The organism is Candidatus Villigracilis sp., assembly GCF_057083605.1.
In genome coordinates, this window is record NZ_JBXMTI010000160.1 from 1 (window position 1) to 17093 (window position 17093).

Genomic DNA, 17093 nt, shown 5'->3' on the forward strand with positions numbered 1-17093 from the left:
GGAGGCAAAATCCCATGTGCGCGGGATGGCGAATAAAGGGTCAATTCATTATCATTTGAGAGTTCCCAAGGAGGCTGATATGACAGATGTTATTAAGGAAGATCAAGTTCTGGATTGTTCTGGAATGCTTTGTCCCATGCCTGTGGTGAAGGCATCCAAGGCAATGAAGGAACTTGAATCTGGGCAGGTATTAAAAATGATAGCTACTGACCCTGGCGCACCACCAGATATGGAAGCATGGAGCCGCCAAACAGGGAATGAAATGCTGCGCTCCATGACGGAAGATGGCAAGTTTATTTTCTTTTTGCGTAAGAAATAAATCTACTTTCGCGTTGAGCGGCACTCAACGCGAAACCAACTTTTATACGGAGAAATATCATGTCAAAGTCTGATCCTAATGCCCCAAAGAGACTTGCTCTTATCGCAAGCAAAGGAACACTTGACTGGGCCTATCCCCCGTTCATTCTCGGCAGCGCGGCAGCCGCAATGGGCTGGGAGGTAGGCATTTTCTTTACCTTCTACGGCCTTACATTGTTGAAGCCAGAACTCACCGCCGCTGTCTCACCTTTGGGAAACCCTGCCATGCCAATGAAAATGCCCTTTGGCCCCGAAGGATTCCAAAACATCAACTGGCCCATGCCCAACCTACTCATGGCAAATGTACCGGGCTTTGAAAGCGTGGCAACTAGTTTGATGAAACAGACCTTTCATAACAAAGGCGTTGCCACTGTTGAAGAGCTGCGCAGTGCTTGTCTTGATATGGATGTGCGTTTAATCGGCTGCCAGATGACGATGGACGTCTTCGGCTTCAAGCGCGAAGATTTCATCAAGGAATGTGAGATCGGTGGCGCGGCAACCTTCCTTGAATACGCCGCGGATGCGGAAGTTCAGTTGTTTGTATAAACGCCTCGGACTTAAATGGCGGCTGGTTCCGGTGACCGCCGCCTTTATTTCACCTGACATCGATTCGGATTTCTGAAAAAAGGAGCTGGTAATGGAAAAGCTTGATATCCAAACTGGGACAAGTGGAAATATTGCAGTTGTGACCGTTGTTGGAAGAATTGATTCTGAGACATCCCCAAAACTCGATGCAGAATTAACTAAACTGGTTGGAGGCAACACCAAGCTTGTTCTTGACCTAAAGGGCGTGAACTATATGTCTTCAGCCGGTATTCGTGCAGTCATCAAAGCTGCGCAAGCGGCAGAAAAATCTGGCGGTGTAGTGAAGCTGGCCTCCATACCTGAAGATGTGCAATCAGTTTTATACACTGTCGGCTTAACTCAGAAAGTTGGCACGTACCCAACAATTACTGAAGCAATTGCAAGCTTCTAGTACTCATCTCAATAGTGTCACCCTGAGCGACAGCGAAGGGTCTCGCATCGAAAGTACGAGACTCTCACCTGCACCGAACGCAGGTACGGTGTCCTTCGGGAGAGCGACACGGTGTTTTTGAGATCGCTATTAGTTATCAAGGAGAGGGCAGTTATGTTGTGGAAGACGAATGATGCTGATACCAAGAAAATTTTGTACGTTCAAACTCATGGAGAGAAGGACCCTGAACGTACCGCAACTCCATTTTTCCTTGCCACGGCGGGAGCGGCAATGGATAATGAAGTTTGCATTTACTTCACAATGAACGGGCCGCAATGTCTGGCAAAAGGTAACGGCGATAAGATCATTATTCCACGCAAGGGCGGAAACGGAAAAGAACTCAAATATTTTATCGACCAAGCGCAAGAGATTGGCGTACGTCTGCTTGTCTGCCAGCCTTCACTTGATCTACATGGCTACACCATGGATGACATGATCGAAGGCGTCGAAATGATCGGCGGCGCGGCGTTCAATGACATGGCTTGCGATGCCGACGCGGTGATCGCTTTTTAAGAATTTACCGCTAAGAGCGCAAAGATTTTTTAAAAGAATTTCTTAGCGTTCTTCGCGTGCTTTGCGGTTCAAAAAATGGAGGCATATGTGTCAACCACTTTAGAAAACTGGAATCCAGGCAAGGCTGAAAATCGTCATCCCGAAGCGACTTATGAAGAAAAGGAACGCCTTTTTCTCGAAGTCAAAGATGATGTGCGTTACAAAGACTTCATCTACGGTTGTTATGAATGCGGGATTTGCGTCTCTGCCTGCCCCTCAGCGCGCTTCTATGATTTCAGCCCGCGCGTCATCGCTCAGGCAATCGCGCGTGAAGATGTCGAGCGAATTTACGATATCATCACCGAAGACATTTGGAATTGCGCGCAATGTTTTTCGTGCGTGCGTTGTCCGCGCCAAAATAATCCTGGGGGCTTGGTTACGATTTTGCGCGAAGTCTCTCTCAAAAATGGATTGCAAGAATCAAAAGATGCGTTGCAAGGCTACAGCCGTGTGATCTACAAGGTCATGCTCAAGGGCAATCAAGTCTCGCCCGATATGCTCCAGCCTGATTTCTTCCCCGATTGGGGTCCCTGGGTTCAGGACTTCTCGCAAAACATACATGTCTGGCGCAAAGCCATTCCTATGGATTCGATCCGCGGACTCACCGATGTCGCCTGGCGCACGGACCGCAAAACGCTGCTGGAGCTTTACACCATTTGGTTTGAGTCGGGCAACATGGACATCATCAAGGAACTGGATGAAAGCTTATACGACCTGTTGACTGAAGTGATGCAGGAAGAGTTGGAAGAAGGATAGAAAGAGAATTAGATGACTAGAGATTGGTTGGTCGAGGCGTGACCTTTGACTTTCGACCTTCGAAATTTTTTACTGGTTCCACTCTGAGAAATGGAGAAACCTAATGACCGAACTTACTACTGTTGAACAGATCCTTGAACGAAAATCGCATCCCGTTGTTCGCGATGCATCCGTCGCGCCGACCGAAGATATGCATGATCGGTTATTGGAACTTGAAGCCAAGGGAGAGATCATTCTGCAAAGAATAAAAGGTGATTATGTTGAGTTCCCTACAAAATATGGGCGCATGAAAAAGATTCCCATTGAGCATACCTGGCATCACAAATCCTGCGGTCATTGCGGACACATCCCGGGCTACGCTTCATCCATCCTCTGGCTGCACCGCCAATTCAACCTGGATTATCACGACCCTACAGATCAAACTTCCTGTACAGGTTGGAACTATTACGCCTCGGGCGCATCCAATGCGGTGGGACAAGCCGCAGTGATGTCGCGCAACTTTGCTGCCGCTTATGAAACGGGATATTTCCCGATGATCCATTGCGGAACATCATTCGGACATTACAAGGAAATCCGCGAACAACTGGTACATCATAAGGAATTGCGTGATGACGTCCGTCGCATTCTCGATAAGATGGGCAAGCCGCTTGTTATCCCCGAAGAGATTGTCCATTACAGCGAGTGGGTTTATGCCATGCGAGACCGAATTGCGGAGCGCCAACTCGTGGACATGAGTCCCATCACCGCAACGGTTCATCCTGCCTGTCACTACTATAAGATCGTCGCCGAAGACGCCATTTATGACCCCGAAATCTACGGTGGGCAGCGCACTGCGGTTGTCACGGCGCTACTCGAAAAACTTGGCATCAACGTCGCAGATTATTCCACATGGTTTGATTGCTGTGGATTTGGTTTCCGGCATGTGTTGGTGCAGCGTGATTTCACTCGTTCTTATGCGGTGCTTCGCAAAATCGAAACTATGATTAACGAAGCCAATCCCGACCTGACCGTGACACATGATACGGGTTGTGTAACGACATTGGATAAGAGTCAATTTGCTGCAAAGGCACATGATCGTAAAGTAGGTGTGCCCGTTCTGTCTGACGCGCAAGTTGCGGCGTTGGCGATGGGCGCGCATCCGTTCCGCGTAGTGCAATTCCACTGGCATTCCACAGATTGGCGTCCTTTCCTTACTAAGCTTGGAATCAATTGGCAGAAATATTGGGATGAGTTCCAGGGCGATCTCGATCAAATCCGCGCAGGCACGAAATCTGGAATCACCTGGCAGGATGCAGATCAACCGATCAACCTAACGGCGTAAATAATAAGTCCGCTGGTTGAGTAGCCCTGAGCGCTTGTTGCGAAGGGCGTATCGAAACCAGCAGTGAATGGTAAACAGAAAATTATTTCAAGGCACAGGTGGTTTCGACTGCTAGCGTCTCGACCACCGGATACTTCGGAGGAACAAACATGACATCTGGAAAAGTACTCATCATTGGCGGTGGACCATCGGGGCTTGAGTCCGCGCGGTGCGTGGCTGAACTGGGCGGGGAAGCCATACTCATTGAAAAACGCGAGCGTCTCGGCGGTACACCTGACCGCGAGAATTACGCCAAGTTGACTCATCATTGGCGTGATGCATCTGAAGCCATGGCTGAAATGGCTTTAGCGGTCACAAGCAACCCGAACGTGCAGGTGAAGTATCAGGCCGAAGTGAAGTCCGTGGCTGGGAACGCTGGGGATTTCACGGTTGAGATTGAAGCGAGTGGCGCAGCCGAATCCCTTAATGTGGGTGCAGTCATTGTCGCAACAGGATTCCAGCACTTCGATCCGGGTCGCGCGACGCAATACTATAACTATTATTCGTTTCCCGACGTCATCACACTCACTGATCTCGAAAAGATGTTGCGCGAACATAATGTGGTGCGCCCGTCGAATGGCGAAGTGCCGAAGAAGATCGCGTTCGTGCAATGTGTGGGATCGCGTGATCGCCAGATTGGAAATGAATATTGTTCAAAAGTTTGTTGTGGCATTGCGAGCAAACAGGCAATTGAATTGCGCGAGCAAATCCCTGATTCAAAAGTTTTCATCTTCTACATTGACATGCGCATGTATGGTTATTGGGAAAATGAAATCTACTGGCCCGCGCAGGAAAAGTATCACGTCAATTACATAAAGGGCGTGATCAGCGAAGTATTGCCGAAAGGCAATCAACTGCTGGTGCGCGGCGAAGATACAACGATGTCCCGCCCGATGGAAGTGACGATGGATATGATCGTGCTTTCGGTTGGCATGGAGCCCAGTGCGGGCACGCGTGCCGTTGCGCAACTGCTTGGCATTCAACAAAATAAATATGGCTTCATCGAAGCGGGCGGCGCTGGTGGTCTTGACCCCGTCGCGACCTCGAAGGAAGGCATCTTCGTTGCGGGCGCTGCATCAGGCCCTGCTGACCTGGATGATTCAATTTCACAGGCAGGTCTCGCCGCGGCGCGGGCAGTCGCATCTGTTCGCAAAGCGATGGCAATTGCATAACATGGCTTTACCTCAGCGACAGAGTCACATCGTTAAACAAAAAACGGGACCTGATGATCCCATCCTTGAAGAGACCTTGCAGGAAGCGCTGAAGCAGGTTTCTTCGGATGATGTGGTCGCGATTGCAGATGAACTTGCCGAACGCCACGCCCGTCTCTTTTCTGGATTTCGAGTTGATTCTCCTAACTGGGCATCCTCCTTCGCTGACATCGCTGCCGCTGTCACACACACGCGAGCCAATGCGAGAACAATTACGAATTACTTTGCGCAAGGCGGCTACGCCATCTTCAATGAATTACTAAACGGCGACGCGCCAACTCCAATACGCGTGGCTACGTTTGTTGAGAAGGTGAATGCACTGGATACAAGACTTGCCCTGGAACTTGCCTCTGGACTTTTACACAACACATCGCCCAATGAATATTGGTTATGGACGCGCTGGCTGTGGGACCCAACCACAGGCACTGGCATTCTGCCGTTGCTTGCAGGCAGCACACATAACCTGCTGGCAGATAATCTCGCGGACGGATATGCCCGCGTAGGTGCGGTTTCGGCGATGAGTCTAAAGTTTGGCGAAGGTACAGGCTTGTGGACGGATGCGTTGATGGCGAATGAAAAACGAGCACAATTCGCCAATAGCGCGTTTCTGGCTTGTGCTTATAACGTTTATCTTTATGGCACAACCAGTTGGCGATTAAGTCGTGAGTTCAATAATTTATTGCCATCCCTGCCGAACATGGCAAGGAAGTTGCTGGGATTGAAGAAGATAAAAGAAGATCCACCGATGGTCGAGTAGGGCGAAGCCCGTATCGAGACCATCAAGTAACCTGAAAACATGTGGTCTCGATATGCCCCTCAAAGAGCATTCGGGGCTACTCGACCACCGAGTATGAATAAATAGGAGACCATAATTTATGGCTGGTCCGATTAAAGCAAAATATGTGGAAAAAGAACATGTCGTCGTAGACGGCGTGGATATTTCTGGTCACTGGAACCGCATGTTCGAACAGCGGACGATCTTCGAGTACACGCCCGAACTCATTGAGAAAATCGCTGACCTGCCAAATGCGGAATCGTTTGCCAACTGCTATCAGTGCGCCAAGTGCGTCCCTGTTTGCCCGGTGGACGTGGTTGGCAATTATGGTCCGCGCAAACTTTACCGTTATGCCCAAACTGGCATGGACCTGACCGAAGCGCCCGAACTTTGGCTTTGCACCACATGCAAAAATTGTCTGCGCGTCTGCCCCAAAGAAGTGGACATGATCAAGATCATGCCCGCCGTGCGCGAGCAGGCGATTCTCGAAGGCAAGTTTGTCCCTGCGGAATTGCAACAGGCATTTGAAAACACAGCCAAGTCGGGTAATCCGCTTGGGCAGCCGCAGCGCAAACGTGATGCGTGGATACAGAATGCGGGTGTGCCAATTCCGATCATCAAGGATTTGGGTCGCCCTGTAGATGTACTTTGGTATGTTGGCTCATATCCTTCCTATCATCCGCGCGGCATTGACGCAGCATCTGCGGCGGCACGTATCTTCGCCGCACTCGGCATCGACTTTGCCATCCTCGGCAAAGAAGAAAAAGACGACGCCGACTCACAGCGTTTGGCTGGCGAGAAGGGACTCTTCGAAATGATGACCGAGTACAACATCGAGACCTTCAACAAGTATGAGTGGAAGGAATTGGTTGTCACTGGTCCGCATGAATTGAATGCCTTCAAGAACGTGTACCCAAAATATGGTTTTGAGCGCCCTGTGCTTCATTACACAACTTTTCTTGCGCGTTATCTTGATCAACTCAAGCCGCTGCTTAAACATGAAGTTAATGTAAAAGTCACCTATCATGATCCATGCTATCTCGGACGTCACAACGGCGAATATGAAGCGCCGCGCAAACTGCTCGAAGCCATCCCTGGCGTGGAACTGGTTGAGATGGCTCGCAATCGCGAAAACGGATATTGCTGTGGCGGCGGTGGCGGCGGCATGTGGATGGACTCATTTACGCAGAAGCACACCACCATGCGTCTCTCCGAAAAACGCGCAATGGAGGCTGCGTCCACGGGTGCGAATGTTCTGGCGGTGGCCTGTCCGTTTGAAGTTTCACGTTTCGAGGATGCGGTCAAGTCCACGGGCAATGAGCATGTTGGCGTGTTGGATATTTTGGAGTTGCTGGATAGATCCATGCGTGGAGAATAATCCGATGGTCGAGTAGCCCCGTGTTGGTCGGGGCATATTGGGACCATCATGTAACCTGAAACCAAAATATTTCATGAATAGTAGTGGTCTCGATATGTTCCTCGCTGTCGCTCGGAACTACTCGACCACCAGACGAAAATGTAACGGGAGATTTTCTGAATGAACATAGTAGTTGCAATCAAACATATCCCCAGCATCGCCGATGACCTGCCTGTCAAAGGCAATAACGTAGACTTTGACTCAGTGGATTTCGTGCTCAATGAATTCGATGAGCAGTCCATTGAACAGGCTGTGCTGGTGAAGGAAGCCGTCGGTGGGACGGTAACCGTCGTCGGGGTGGATTTGATCGGGGAACTCGATAGTGTGCTTCATCTTGCCTTGGCAAAAGGTGCGGATAAGGCAGTCAAAATAACGGGGGATGATCCAGCCGCAGATTCACATATGCAAGCCAGATGGCTGGCGGAAGCGATCAAAGGCATGTCCGCGGATATTATCTTTGCAGGCGTGCAGGCCTCAAACGACCTCGACGGTCAGATCGGACCGATGATCGCTGCATATCTCGACATGCCATACATTGGCGGAGTCAGTTCGGTGGAAGTCTCTGACCATACGGCTACTGTAAATAAAGAATTTGCAGGCGGATTTGGCGCGAAGTATGCCGTGACTTTGCCGATGGTGGTTGGCGTACAAGCTGCATCCAAGCCGCCGCGCTATGCACCTATCAGTAAAGTGCGCCAGATCGCGCAAACCGCAACAGTTGAAAAAGTCGCACCTTCAGGTGACGGAACAGGCGCGGGGCTAATGATGAAAAAGATGGCTCCCCCCGTGGTGACAGGCCATGCCGAGATGATCGGTGGTTCGTCAAAGGAAGTCGCCGCGAAGATCGTGGAGTTGTTGAAGAGCAAGGGTCTTGCGTAATTTCGTCATTGCGAGGGCGCACTTGTTCTTTGCCCGAAGCAATCTCCAAGATGATTAGGAGATTGCTTCGTCGGGAAGAACACCCTCCTCGCAATGACGATAACAGGAGAAAAATATGAGCAATGATATTTTCGTAATCACCGAACACATGGATGGAAAATTTTCCGATGTGTCGTTTGAAATGGTTGGGAAGGCCAAAGAGTTGGCGTCTGCTTTTGGCGGGCAGGCAGTTGTGGTCGTAGTTGGAAGCGGATTGTCAGCGAATGTCTTCGCGTCTGATGCAACGATCCATGTGGACGATGCCGCGCTGAGTCAATTCAATCCCGAAGCGTACGGCAAAGTGATCGAAGCGTTGGTCAAAGAAGAGTCTCCGCGACTAGTCATGTTCGGTTGGACAGCAACAGGCATGGACCTGGCTGCGTGGCTTTCAGCTCGTCTTGGTAAGCCATGTGTTGCGTATGTCAGAGACTTGTGCATTGAGAACAATGCGCTTGTCGTGAACAGTCAGGTTTACGGCGGCAAGATGATTGCGGAAGTTGCGCCCGAAGGTGACATGGCAATTGTCGCGGTGCTGGCGGGTTCGTTCCCTGCTGATGCAGGTCAAGGTTCAACGGCTGCGACTCAAATTGCTTCGCCTGTTTCGTTGGATGGATTGAAAGTCAAGTTCATGGAAGCCATCAATCCTGCGGGCGGCGATGTGGATATTACCGCGCAGCAGAAACTTGTTTCGATCGGGCGTGGTATTGGCAGCAAAGATAATGTGGAACTTGCTGAAGAGTTGGCGCAAAAACTTGGCGCAACAGTTTCGTCATCACGGCCTGTAGTGGATGCGGGCTGGCTGCCGCGTACACGTCAGGTTGGCAAGTCGGGTCTCAAGGTCAAGCCGAAGTTGTATCTCATGCTTGGCATCTCTGGCGCGCCTGAACATTTGGAAGGCATGAAAAGCGCCGAGTTGATCATCGCGATCAATACGGATAAGAAAGCGCCGATCTTCAACGTAGCACATTATGGTGCGACAGCTGATCTGTTTGAAGTTGCGGAAGCAATGTTGGAATTGCTGTAATTCCGTCATTGCGAGGGCGGTGCTTTTCCGTCCGACACTTGCGCCGCACGCCAGTGCAGGTGAGCAATCTCCACCGCAGTGTTGGAGATTGCTTCGCCGCAAAGAGCAAGTGCGCGGTTCGCAATGACATAATGTTTTCGGGAGGGTACGTTGCTCACTACGATTGAACGAATTGCGTTTGTTGTATTGGCACTGGTTTCGGTGGGGTTCACATTACATGGAATAAAAACAATTGTTGACTCGGTTCGCAAAGGACGCTCTGCGCCTGAGTTGAAAAATATTCCTGCAAGTTTGATCAGAGCGGGGATCACTGTTTTATTTCAACGCACCATTTTTCGCGCGCGCAAAATTTTAAGCACGATTCACCTTGGGTTGTTCTTTGGGCTTATCACATATGCGTTTGTAAACCTTGTTGATGTTCTCGAAGGTTTCATCCCTGGCTTTGAATTGGCGTATGGTGGAAAGAATCTCGATTTCCCGTTTTTGAATTCAAGTGCTGTCAACATCTTCAACCTCATCGCTGATCTGATGAGTGGCGCGCTTCTTTTTAGTATTACTGTTTTTCTTGTACGTCGTTTCATCGTAAAAGACAAACGTCTTACTTATCGCGAAAATGTTTTGTTGAATCCAAAAGTCAAAGATGGCGGACAAAGCAAAGATTCTCTCATCGTTGGCGTATTTGTGATCCTACACGTTGCTGCTCGCCTGCTTGGTCAGGCATTTCGACTCACCGATGGTGCTGATCCGTTCATGCCGATTGCAAGTTTTCTCAACGGCACCTTCGGCGGCGCTTCGCAAGCGGGCGTACATGTTGCGTGGTGGGTCAGCCTGTGTTGGGTGCTTTATATTCTTCCGTACATCACGCGCAGCAAGCACACGCACTTCACAGTCGGGCCGATCAATCTCGGGTTGGCAAAACAAAATCCGCGCGGACAACTCGACCCTGCTGTTCCCGTTGGCACGAAACTTGATCCTGGTGCGAAGTTTTTGCACGACCTTTCATGGAAACGTGTTTTGGATTCCTATGCCTGCGTGCAATGCAATCGCTGTCAGGATGTCTGCCCCGCGAATTTCTATGGACGCCCGCTCTCACCTTCGGCATTGGAAGTTAACAAGCGTTATCTCATTAAAGAGGCGACCTTCGGTTCACACCCCGACCGACTCCTGCTCCCGCTTACTGAGACGATTATCTCCGCTGAGGCAGTTTGGTCTTGCACCACATGTCATGCCTGCGTCGGTATTTGTCCCGTTGGCAATGAACCCATGGCAGACATCATCGATATTCGCAGGCGTTTATTAATTGACGGAGCAGAAATTGACAGCGGCGTGCAGAATGCCTTGCAGTCTCTTGCTACAAACGGCAACTGGATGAACAAAGGCAAACGTTTGCGCGGGCGCTGGGCAAAGGAGATGGAATTCCCTGTTAAGAATGCAACCGAAGAACCCGTGGAGAATCTCTGGTTTGTAGGCGATACAGCCTCATTTGATGAGCGTGTGATTCCAAATACAAAAATGGTCGCGCGAATTTTTAATCAGGCGGGCATGGATTTTGGAATCATGTACCAGAACGAATCCAATGCGGGTAATGATGTGCGCCGTGTGGGCGAGGAAGGTTTGTTCGAACAACTCGTCGAACAGAATATGCAAGCCTTTGGAAAGGCACAATTCAAGAAAATTGTGACAACTGATCCACATTCGTTCAACACATTGAAAAACGAGTATCCGCAGTTTGGAAGCGCATGGGAAGTGAAGCATTACACGGTAGTGCTGGTCAAATTGTTTGAAGAAGGCAAGCTGACAGTAAAAAATAAATTGACGGATTACAAAGTGACTTTCCACGACCCCTGCTATCTTGGTCGCTACAACGGCGGATTCACTGCTCCGCGTAAATTATTGGAATTGGTCGGTGTGGAATTCAACGAAATGCCGCGCAACTGTGAGAACTCGTTCTGCTGCGGTGCGGGTGGCGGTCAGATCTGGATGGGCAAGGTCGCGCCTGGTGAACGCCCCGCGGAAAATCGAATCAAAGAGGCGTTGACAACGTTTGAGAAAAATCCGAGTGAGAAGAAACAATTGTTTATCGTGACCTGCCCCAAAGATATGATCATGTATTCTGACGCGGTCAAGACCACAGGCAACGAAGGCAGGATCGAAGTCCGTGATTTGATTCAGTTGATCGCGGAAGCGGTAGGTGTGGAAATGCCCATCGAAGCGGAAGCAGTTCCAATTCCCGCGTGAAGCGGTAGGGGCACAGCGAGTCCGTTCAGGCTGATTCGGTAGAACGTCCCGCTGTGCCCGTACAGGTAATTTCAAAAATGTTCAAATGTCCATATTGCGAGTTTAGCGGTAAACGTTCCGAAGTCCATAATCATCTGGTTGAAAATCATGGTGACACTTTGGGCGTGAGAGTGGATGAATTTACGGGTCATACGTTTTTCATTGTGACTTGTCCAGTTTGTAAAGACAGTTACGAGCAGGTTACGAAGAAAGCAAGAAATGATCCAAATTTTGTAAACGAGTATGAGCATGAAATTCGTTTGGTCGTGTTTGATATGTTGTTGTATCACATGCAGGGCGAGCACAAACTAGGAGAATAATATGGCAACAGTTCGTGGATGTAATATTCCTGAAGACCGCTACTACTGGGTGGAAAAACACGCGTGGGCGCGGCTCGAAACAGATGGCACGGTGACGATTGGGATCACCGACGTGGCGCAGAATATGGCGAAAGGCATTGTCAATGCCACGCCAAAGGATGCGGGTCGCACGGTGCAAAAAGGCAAAAGCGCGGGGACGTTGGAAAGCGGCAAATGGGTGGGACCTGTTACATCGCCAGTGACGGGTGAGATCGTGGAAGTGAACGAAGCAATAAAAGCCAAGCCATCGTTGATCAACTCTGACCCGTATGGTGAGGGTTGGTTTGTGAAGGTGAAGCCCGCAGATTGGACAGGCGAAAGCGCGTCACTGGTGACGGGCGAAGCAGCGGTGGCGGCGTATCAGAAGTTTATGGAAGAGCAGAATCTTAATTTTGATAGAGAGTAGATAATTAGACGAATAGAGAATAGTAGGTCGAGTGACTATTCTCTATTCGCTAATATCTTCCCCCCATGATCTTCTACGCCTGCGATATCCCCGAAGACTTGACCTACGACATCGAACACGATGTGTGGATTCGATTCGATGGCGATGTCGCTGTGCTCGGCATGACCGATGTGGCACAGACTCGTTGCGGAAAGATCGCGGCAATCAGCTTTCGGGATGTTGGGAAGAAAGTAGCGCAAGGAAAAACGTTGGCAACGATTGAAAGCGCCAAATGGGTCGGCCCCTTTCCCGCTCCGTTTTCGTGTGAGATCGTAGAAACGAATGAAGATGGTTTTGCGAGAGATATTTTGTTAGCCAATAAAGAGCCGTATACCACTGGCTGGCTCGTGAAAGTAAGACCGATGAATTTGGAGAACGAGCGTGGTCATCTGGTAACAGGTGACGAAGCTGTAGAAAAGTACAAATTGAGAATTAGAGAATTGAAGGTCAATTGTTTGAGGTGTATTGATTGATTTCCAAACGGTGGTCGAGTAGGACTGGGCGCTTTCCAGTCTGTATCGAGACCATATCACGTGGTATTTTGCAAGCTTTATGTTTACATGTTAATGCTGGTCTCGATACGCCCCTCGAAGAGCATTCGGGGCTACTCGACCAGCGGCGATGAAATCTAACGAGGTGAACTATGTCCAACCAAACGAATTCTTACGAAATCCCCACAGATCGGTCCTATGACCGCGAGCATCACATGTGGGCGCAAGTTGATTCTGCAAGCGGCGATGTCTTTGTCGGCATAAACACACTCGGGCTCGCGTCGCTGGGCGATTTGGCTTATGTCACATTGCAGGCGGTGGGAATGCCTGTCAAACGCGGCGAGTCGATGGGGACACTGGAAGCCGCGAAGATGACAGGCGATTTGATCGCCCCAGTCAGCGGGACGATTGTGGCACGAAATGATCAGGCAGTAAGCAACCCCGCATTAGTCAATCAATCGCCTTATGTGGATGGCTGGATGGTTGTCATTAGGCCCAGCGATTGGGAGAATGAGTCAGCACAGTTGGTCTCTGGCGATGGTCTGCCCGCGTGGGTTGACTCGGAAGTCAAGCGTTACAAAAGCCAGGGATGGATTGATTGATGAGGATTCGTACTGCACACCTGCCCTGGCGGGCGGTGCCAGGGACATTCATGTTGCCCGTGAATCGCAAGATGAATCTTGCGGTACTGAGGCTTTTATGAATTGGCGATTAATTACAGACGATAACGTCTCTGCTTCTTTCGGACTCGCGGCGGATGAGGCTCTCGCTCAACGCGTCGGATTGGGGTTGTCACAACCGACACTGCGACTTTACACCTATCGTTCGCATTGCGCGCTTGTGGGTCGTTTCCAAAATGTGGATAACGAAATCCGCGTTGGTCATTGCCGCGAAAATGGAATCACAATTAATCGTCGTCCCACGGGTGGCGGCGCAATCATCATGGGCACAGATCAGCTCGGCGTGGCGTTGACCATCCCTGGGCGCGGTGATGATTCCCTTCGACTAGCCGCTCAGGGCGACGCATACAGCCATGCGCGTGAGTTGATGGGAAATTTCTCGGAGGGTCTCGTGCGTGGATTGAATCAGCTTGGCGTGGAGGCACGATTTCGACGCAAGAACGATATTGAAGTGAATGGCAAGAAACTCGTCGGGCTGGGAATTTATCGCGCACCTTCGGGCGGATTGTTGTTCCATGCAAGCCTGCTTGTGGATCTGGATATTGAATTGATGTTGCGAGTGTTGAACACACCTTTCGAGAAAATTTCCGATAAAGAGATTGACACGGTGGCGGGACGCATTACGACAGTAAGAAGAGAATTGGAGAATTGGATTCCTCTGGACGAAGTGCGGCGCGTCATTGCCGACGGGTTTGCTGGTGCGTTCGACCTGAGCCTTATCCCCGCTGATGGTTTTACACGCGATGAACTTGCAGAGATTGCCAAATTGGAAAACGAAAAATATCTGATGGATGATTGGGTTTATCAAACCACATCCGTGCCTGATACGAACGGCTCGGCGAAAATCAAAACGGAGGCGGGGCTGATTGACGTCAGTGTGACGATGGCGGGACCGACCATCAAAGCGGCGTTCATCGGCGGCGATTTCTTTGCATCGGAAAATGCCGTGGCAGATTTGGAAGCGTCGCTGCGCTGGCACGCGAGTCAGCCTGAGAAGGTTGCGGCGACGATTGAAAAAATCTTTCAGAATAGAAAAAGCGAATTTAACGGGATCCAGCCCGAGGTCATGATCGAGGCGGTGACGAAGGCGGTGAGTCGCGCTCGTGTGGCAGAGAGTCAAATGCGCGCTGATCCGTATGGATGCTATGTCACCCCTGGAGGCGCACATGCCTGAGTTGATCCAGATCACCGAGCCGTTGCGTTTGATGACGGAGGGGCTTGAAATCCTGCGCGCCAATTTTGGCGAGACGATCACATTCCATGCGCCTGGGCTGCGAAAATTTAAGACCGATGAATTCACATCGCAGAATGCGATTGAGTTCGTTTCGATTAGCGTGACGGGGACGGCGTGCGCGTTGAGTTGCGAGCATTGCAAGACGAATGTGCTGCATGGCATGGCGGACCTGCGCCAACACAATGGCTCGCTCTTTGACCTGTGTGCTGATCTTGCTTCGAAGGGCGCACGCGGTGTGTTGATCTCTGGCGGAAGTGATAAGCAGGGACGTGTACCGCTGCTGCCGCACATCAATGATATGAAGCGCGTGCGAAAAGAGTTGGGGCTGGCGATGCGAGTCCATACGGGCGTGCCAGATGAAAGGACTTGTGCCGCGCTGGGTGAGGTTGGCATTGACGGCGCGATGATCGATGTCATCGGTCATCGCGATACGATGCGCGAAGTTTATCATCTCGATTCTGACCCTGAGGATTATGAAAACTCTCTGGCGTGGCTGGAGCAAAATAACGTGCCAACCATCCCCCATATTATTTTGGGATTGCATTTCGGAAAAATGCTTGGCGAGGATAACGCACTGGAAATGATCCTGCGTCACCCACCGAAGACTTTGGTGCTGGTTATGCTCATGTCATTGACGGGTACACCGATGGTGGGCGTCACGCCTCCGCCGTTGGAGGAGATCGGCGCATTCTTTGAAAAGGCTCGCAAGGCGCTGCCATCCACGCCTGTGATGTTGGGATGCGCACGCCCGATGGGAAATATAAAAGTTGAGATCGACCGTCTGGCTGTAAATGCGGGATTGAACGGCATTGCCTATCCCGCGAATGGAATCGTTGAATATGCGCGGCAAAATGGATTGCGCCCGCAGTTTATCAATGCGTGTTGTGGTGTGACGTGGTAAGTACGCGGTGGTCGAGTAGCCCCGTGCAAGTCGGGGCGTATCGAGACCACAACTTTGCAAGTTATTTTTAGTTTTTATGCAACTCGTTGGTCTCGATACGCTCGCTACTCGACCAACAGAGTATTTTAGGAGAACTCATGGCAAAAGTAACTGTACCGTCCGACCTACAAGCCGAGCAATATCAGATCAGCCCAGACTACGTCCGTATCAGCATGGCAGCAGCGATTGAGCTGGGACTGAAACCCGGACGAATCAATCGCTGTGGATGTAATTGCATCAACCTTCTGCAAAATTATCCCGAAGGCTGCTATGCCAACTGCACGTATTGCGGACTCGCACGCGAACGCCCAGGTACGCCTGAAGAAAATACGTTCATCCGCGTGGCATGGCCTCTCTATCCAACGGATTTGGTTGCCGAGAAGATCGCCGAGCGCGAAGCAAATGGCGGAGTCGGACGCGTGTGTATTTCTCAAGTACAGGATCATCGTGCCTATGATGATCTGGTGAACATGGTCCGCCGTGTGAAGAAACCTGCGCCGCAGGTGCCCATGTCTGCTTTGGTGAGTGCAACCACGTTAAATGAAGAACGTCTGCACGTCATCAAGGAAGCGGGCGTGGATATTATCGGTGTCGGTCTGGATGCGGTGACGGAGGAACTCTTTGAAGAAACTCGCGGCAAAGGGACGAAAGGCCCACACAACTGGGATTATCACTGGCGTATTGTCCGCGCCGCACGTGATATTTATGGCGTAATGAAAGTCAACTGTCACATCATCGTTGGGCTTGGCGAAACTGACCGCGAACTTGTGGACATGTTCTATCAACTGAAAGAGGAACAGATCGCAGGCTATCTGTTCTCGTTCAATCCCGAACCTGGTACGGTCATGCAGAATCTGTCCCGTTCCCCCATTCATCGAATGCGGCGCATTCAATTGGTTAAACATCTCATCGAGAATCAAGGCTTATCTCGCGAGGCATTGACCTTCGATGCCGAGGGCAACATTGCCCGGCTCGATGCGCCCGACACCGTGGTGGAAGTCGCGGTCAACACGGGTCTGCCCTTTATGACAAATGGCTGTCCCGACCGTGCAGGGGAAGTGGCCTGCAACCGTCCGTATGGCTCCTATCGCCCAGGCGAAGAGTATCGCGATTATCCTTTCAAACCCAATGCGAATGATTTGATCGTTATCCGCCAGCAGATGCGGTTGGATGAGGTTTGGGCGAATTTGAATCCTGTGGGTGCGTAGGCAGGTAAACACGTATACATGTAAACAGTTAGACACGGAACATGCAACACGTTGCCATGCCGACTGACCACTGA

Annotated in this window: 18 protein-coding genes; all 18 read left to right on the forward strand. The window is 50.6% G+C overall.

The genetic code is table 11. The features are described from left to right. Positions 1 to 79: 79 nt before the first annotated feature. Positions 80 to 319, forward strand: coding sequence for a sulfurtransferase TusA family protein (locus AC14M5_RS23120; RefSeq protein ID WP_484032085.1), 240 nt, complete (start codon positions 80 to 82; stop codon positions 317 to 319). A gap of 59 nt (positions 320 to 378) precedes the next feature. Further along, positions 379 to 903, forward strand: coding sequence for a DsrE/DsrF/DrsH-like family protein (locus AC14M5_RS23125; RefSeq protein WP_484032086.1), 525 nt, complete (start codon positions 379 to 381; stop codon positions 901 to 903). A gap of 91 nt (positions 904 to 994) precedes the next feature. Beyond that, entirely contained in the window at positions 995 to 1333 is a 339-nt protein-coding gene (locus tag AC14M5_RS23130; protein ID WP_484032087.1) for an STAS domain-containing protein, read from the forward strand. 153 nt (positions 1334 to 1486) lie between these two features. Further along, the gene (locus tag AC14M5_RS23135; protein ID WP_484032088.1) at positions 1487 to 1885 is read left to right on the forward strand and encodes a DsrE family protein; all 399 of its coding nucleotides are present in this window, start codon (positions 1487 to 1489) and stop codon (positions 1883 to 1885) included. 87 nt (positions 1886 to 1972) lie between these two features. Next, positions 1973 to 2680, forward strand: a complete 708-nt coding sequence (locus AC14M5_RS23140) for a 4Fe-4S dicluster domain-containing protein (RefSeq protein ID WP_484032089.1) — start codon at positions 1973 to 1975, stop codon at positions 2678 to 2680. A 103-nt stretch (positions 2681 to 2783) separates the two neighbouring features. Continuing rightward, entirely contained in the window at positions 2784 to 4001 is a 1218-nt protein-coding gene (locus AC14M5_RS23145) for a heterodisulfide reductase-related iron-sulfur binding cluster (protein ID WP_484032090.1), read from the forward strand. A 149-nt stretch (positions 4002 to 4150) separates the two neighbouring features. Next, a complete protein-coding gene (locus tag AC14M5_RS23150) occupies positions 4151 to 5212 on the forward strand; it encodes an FAD-dependent oxidoreductase (protein WP_484032091.1) in 1062 nt (353 codons plus the stop codon). Position 5213: 1 nt separating this feature from the next. Further along, positions 5214 to 6008 (forward strand): hypothetical protein, encoded by a 795-nt coding sequence (locus AC14M5_RS23155; protein ID WP_484032092.1) that lies wholly within the window; start codon positions 5214 to 5216, stop codon positions 6006 to 6008. A 118-nt stretch (positions 6009 to 6126) separates the two neighbouring features. Beyond that, positions 6127 to 7404, forward strand: a complete 1278-nt coding sequence (locus tag AC14M5_RS23160) for a heterodisulfide reductase-related iron-sulfur binding cluster (RefSeq protein WP_484032093.1) — start codon at positions 6127 to 6129, stop codon at positions 7402 to 7404. Between the two features lie 159 nt (positions 7405 to 7563). Next, the gene (locus AC14M5_RS23165) at positions 7564 to 8322 is read left to right on the forward strand and encodes an electron transfer flavoprotein subunit beta/FixA family protein (RefSeq protein WP_484032094.1); all 759 of its coding nucleotides are present in this window, start codon (positions 7564 to 7566) and stop codon (positions 8320 to 8322) included. A 115-nt stretch (positions 8323 to 8437) separates the two neighbouring features. Next, a complete protein-coding gene (locus AC14M5_RS23170; protein WP_484032095.1) occupies positions 8438 to 9385 on the forward strand; it encodes an electron transfer flavoprotein subunit alpha/FixB family protein in 948 nt (315 codons plus the stop codon). 150 nt (positions 9386 to 9535) lie between these two features. Continuing rightward, complete coding sequence (locus AC14M5_RS23175; protein ID WP_484032096.1) at positions 9536 to 11623, forward strand: (Fe-S)-binding protein; 2088 nt, start codon at positions 9536 to 9538, stop codon at positions 11621 to 11623. Between the two features lie 360 nt (positions 11624 to 11983). After that, on the forward strand, positions 11984 to 12427 hold the full coding sequence (gene gcvH, locus AC14M5_RS23180) for a glycine cleavage system protein GcvH (RefSeq protein ID WP_484032097.1): 444 nt from the start codon (positions 11984 to 11986) through the stop codon (positions 12425 to 12427). A 65-nt stretch (positions 12428 to 12492) separates the two neighbouring features. Next, positions 12493 to 12939: a biotin/lipoyl attachment domain-containing protein gene (locus AC14M5_RS23185; protein WP_484032098.1), complete on the forward strand. Its 447-nt coding sequence runs from the start codon at positions 12493 to 12495 to the stop codon at positions 12937 to 12939. Between the two features lie 170 nt (positions 12940 to 13109). After that, positions 13110 to 13559, forward strand: coding sequence for a glycine cleavage system protein H (locus AC14M5_RS23190; RefSeq protein ID WP_484032099.1), 450 nt, complete (start codon positions 13110 to 13112; stop codon positions 13557 to 13559). Then, positions 13468 to 14811, forward strand: coding sequence for a lipoyl protein ligase domain-containing protein (locus AC14M5_RS23195; protein ID WP_484032100.1), 1344 nt, complete (start codon positions 13468 to 13470; stop codon positions 14809 to 14811). The genes AC14M5_RS23190 and AC14M5_RS23195 overlap by 92 nt, the downstream gene beginning before the upstream one ends. Further along, positions 14804 to 15772 carry a radical SAM protein gene (locus tag AC14M5_RS23200; protein WP_484032101.1) on the forward strand — a complete coding sequence of 323 codons (969 nt, stop codon included), beginning with the start codon at positions 14804 to 14806 and terminating at the stop codon, positions 15770 to 15772. The genes AC14M5_RS23195 and AC14M5_RS23200 overlap by 8 nt, the downstream gene beginning before the upstream one ends. Positions 15773 to 15909: 137 nt before the next feature. Then, positions 15910 to 17019 carry a radical SAM protein gene (locus AC14M5_RS23205; protein ID WP_484032102.1) on the forward strand — a complete coding sequence of 370 codons (1110 nt, stop codon included), beginning with the start codon at positions 15910 to 15912 and terminating at the stop codon, positions 17017 to 17019. Positions 17020 to 17093: the final 74 nt, after the last annotated feature.

What these genes read in the sequence shown, in the direction of transcription:
- AC14M5_RS23130 (WP_484032087.1), top strand. Translation starts at nt 995, where the DNA reads ATGGAAAAGCTTGATATCCAAACTGGGACAAGTGGAAATATTGCAGTT.
- AC14M5_RS23160 (WP_484032093.1), top strand. Translation starts at nt 6,127, where the DNA reads ATGGCTGGTCCGATTAAAGCAAAATATGTGGAAAAAGAACATGTCGTC.
- AC14M5_RS23200 (WP_484032101.1), top strand. Translation starts at nt 14,804, where the DNA reads ATGCCTGAGTTGATCCAGATCACCGAGCCGTTGCGTTTGATGACGGAG.
- AC14M5_RS23190 (WP_484032099.1), top strand. Translation starts at nt 13,110, where the DNA reads ATGTCCAACCAAACGAATTCTTACGAAATCCCCACAGATCGGTCCTAT.
- AC14M5_RS23185 (WP_484032098.1), top strand. Translation starts at nt 12,493, where the DNA reads ATGATCTTCTACGCCTGCGATATCCCCGAAGACTTGACCTACGACATC.
- AC14M5_RS23125 (WP_484032086.1), top strand. Translation starts at nt 379, where the DNA reads ATGTCAAAGTCTGATCCTAATGCCCCAAAGAGACTTGCTCTTATCGCA.
- AC14M5_RS23170 (WP_484032095.1), top strand. Translation starts at nt 8,438, where the DNA reads ATGAGCAATGATATTTTCGTAATCACCGAACACATGGATGGAAAATTT.
- AC14M5_RS23135 (WP_484032088.1), top strand. Translation starts at nt 1,487, where the DNA reads ATGTTGTGGAAGACGAATGATGCTGATACCAAGAAAATTTTGTACGTT.
- AC14M5_RS23145 (WP_484032090.1), top strand. Translation starts at nt 2,784, where the DNA reads ATGACCGAACTTACTACTGTTGAACAGATCCTTGAACGAAAATCGCAT.
- AC14M5_RS23195 (WP_484032100.1), top strand. Translation starts at nt 13,468, where the DNA reads ATGAGTCAGCACAGTTGGTCTCTGGCGATGGTCTGCCCGCGTGGGTTG.
- AC14M5_RS23205 (WP_484032102.1), top strand. Translation starts at nt 15,910, where the DNA reads ATGGCAAAAGTAACTGTACCGTCCGACCTACAAGCCGAGCAATATCAG.
- AC14M5_RS23150 (WP_484032091.1), top strand. Translation starts at nt 4,151, where the DNA reads ATGACATCTGGAAAAGTACTCATCATTGGCGGTGGACCATCGGGGCTT.
- gcvH (WP_484032097.1), top strand. Translation starts at nt 11,984, where the DNA reads ATGGCAACAGTTCGTGGATGTAATATTCCTGAAGACCGCTACTACTGG.
- AC14M5_RS23155 (WP_484032092.1), top strand. Translation starts at nt 5,214, where the DNA reads ATGGCTTTACCTCAGCGACAGAGTCACATCGTTAAACAAAAAACGGGA.
- AC14M5_RS23120 (WP_484032085.1), top strand. Translation starts at nt 80, where the DNA reads ATGACAGATGTTATTAAGGAAGATCAAGTTCTGGATTGTTCTGGAATG.
- AC14M5_RS23165 (WP_484032094.1), top strand. Translation starts at nt 7,564, where the DNA reads ATGAACATAGTAGTTGCAATCAAACATATCCCCAGCATCGCCGATGAC.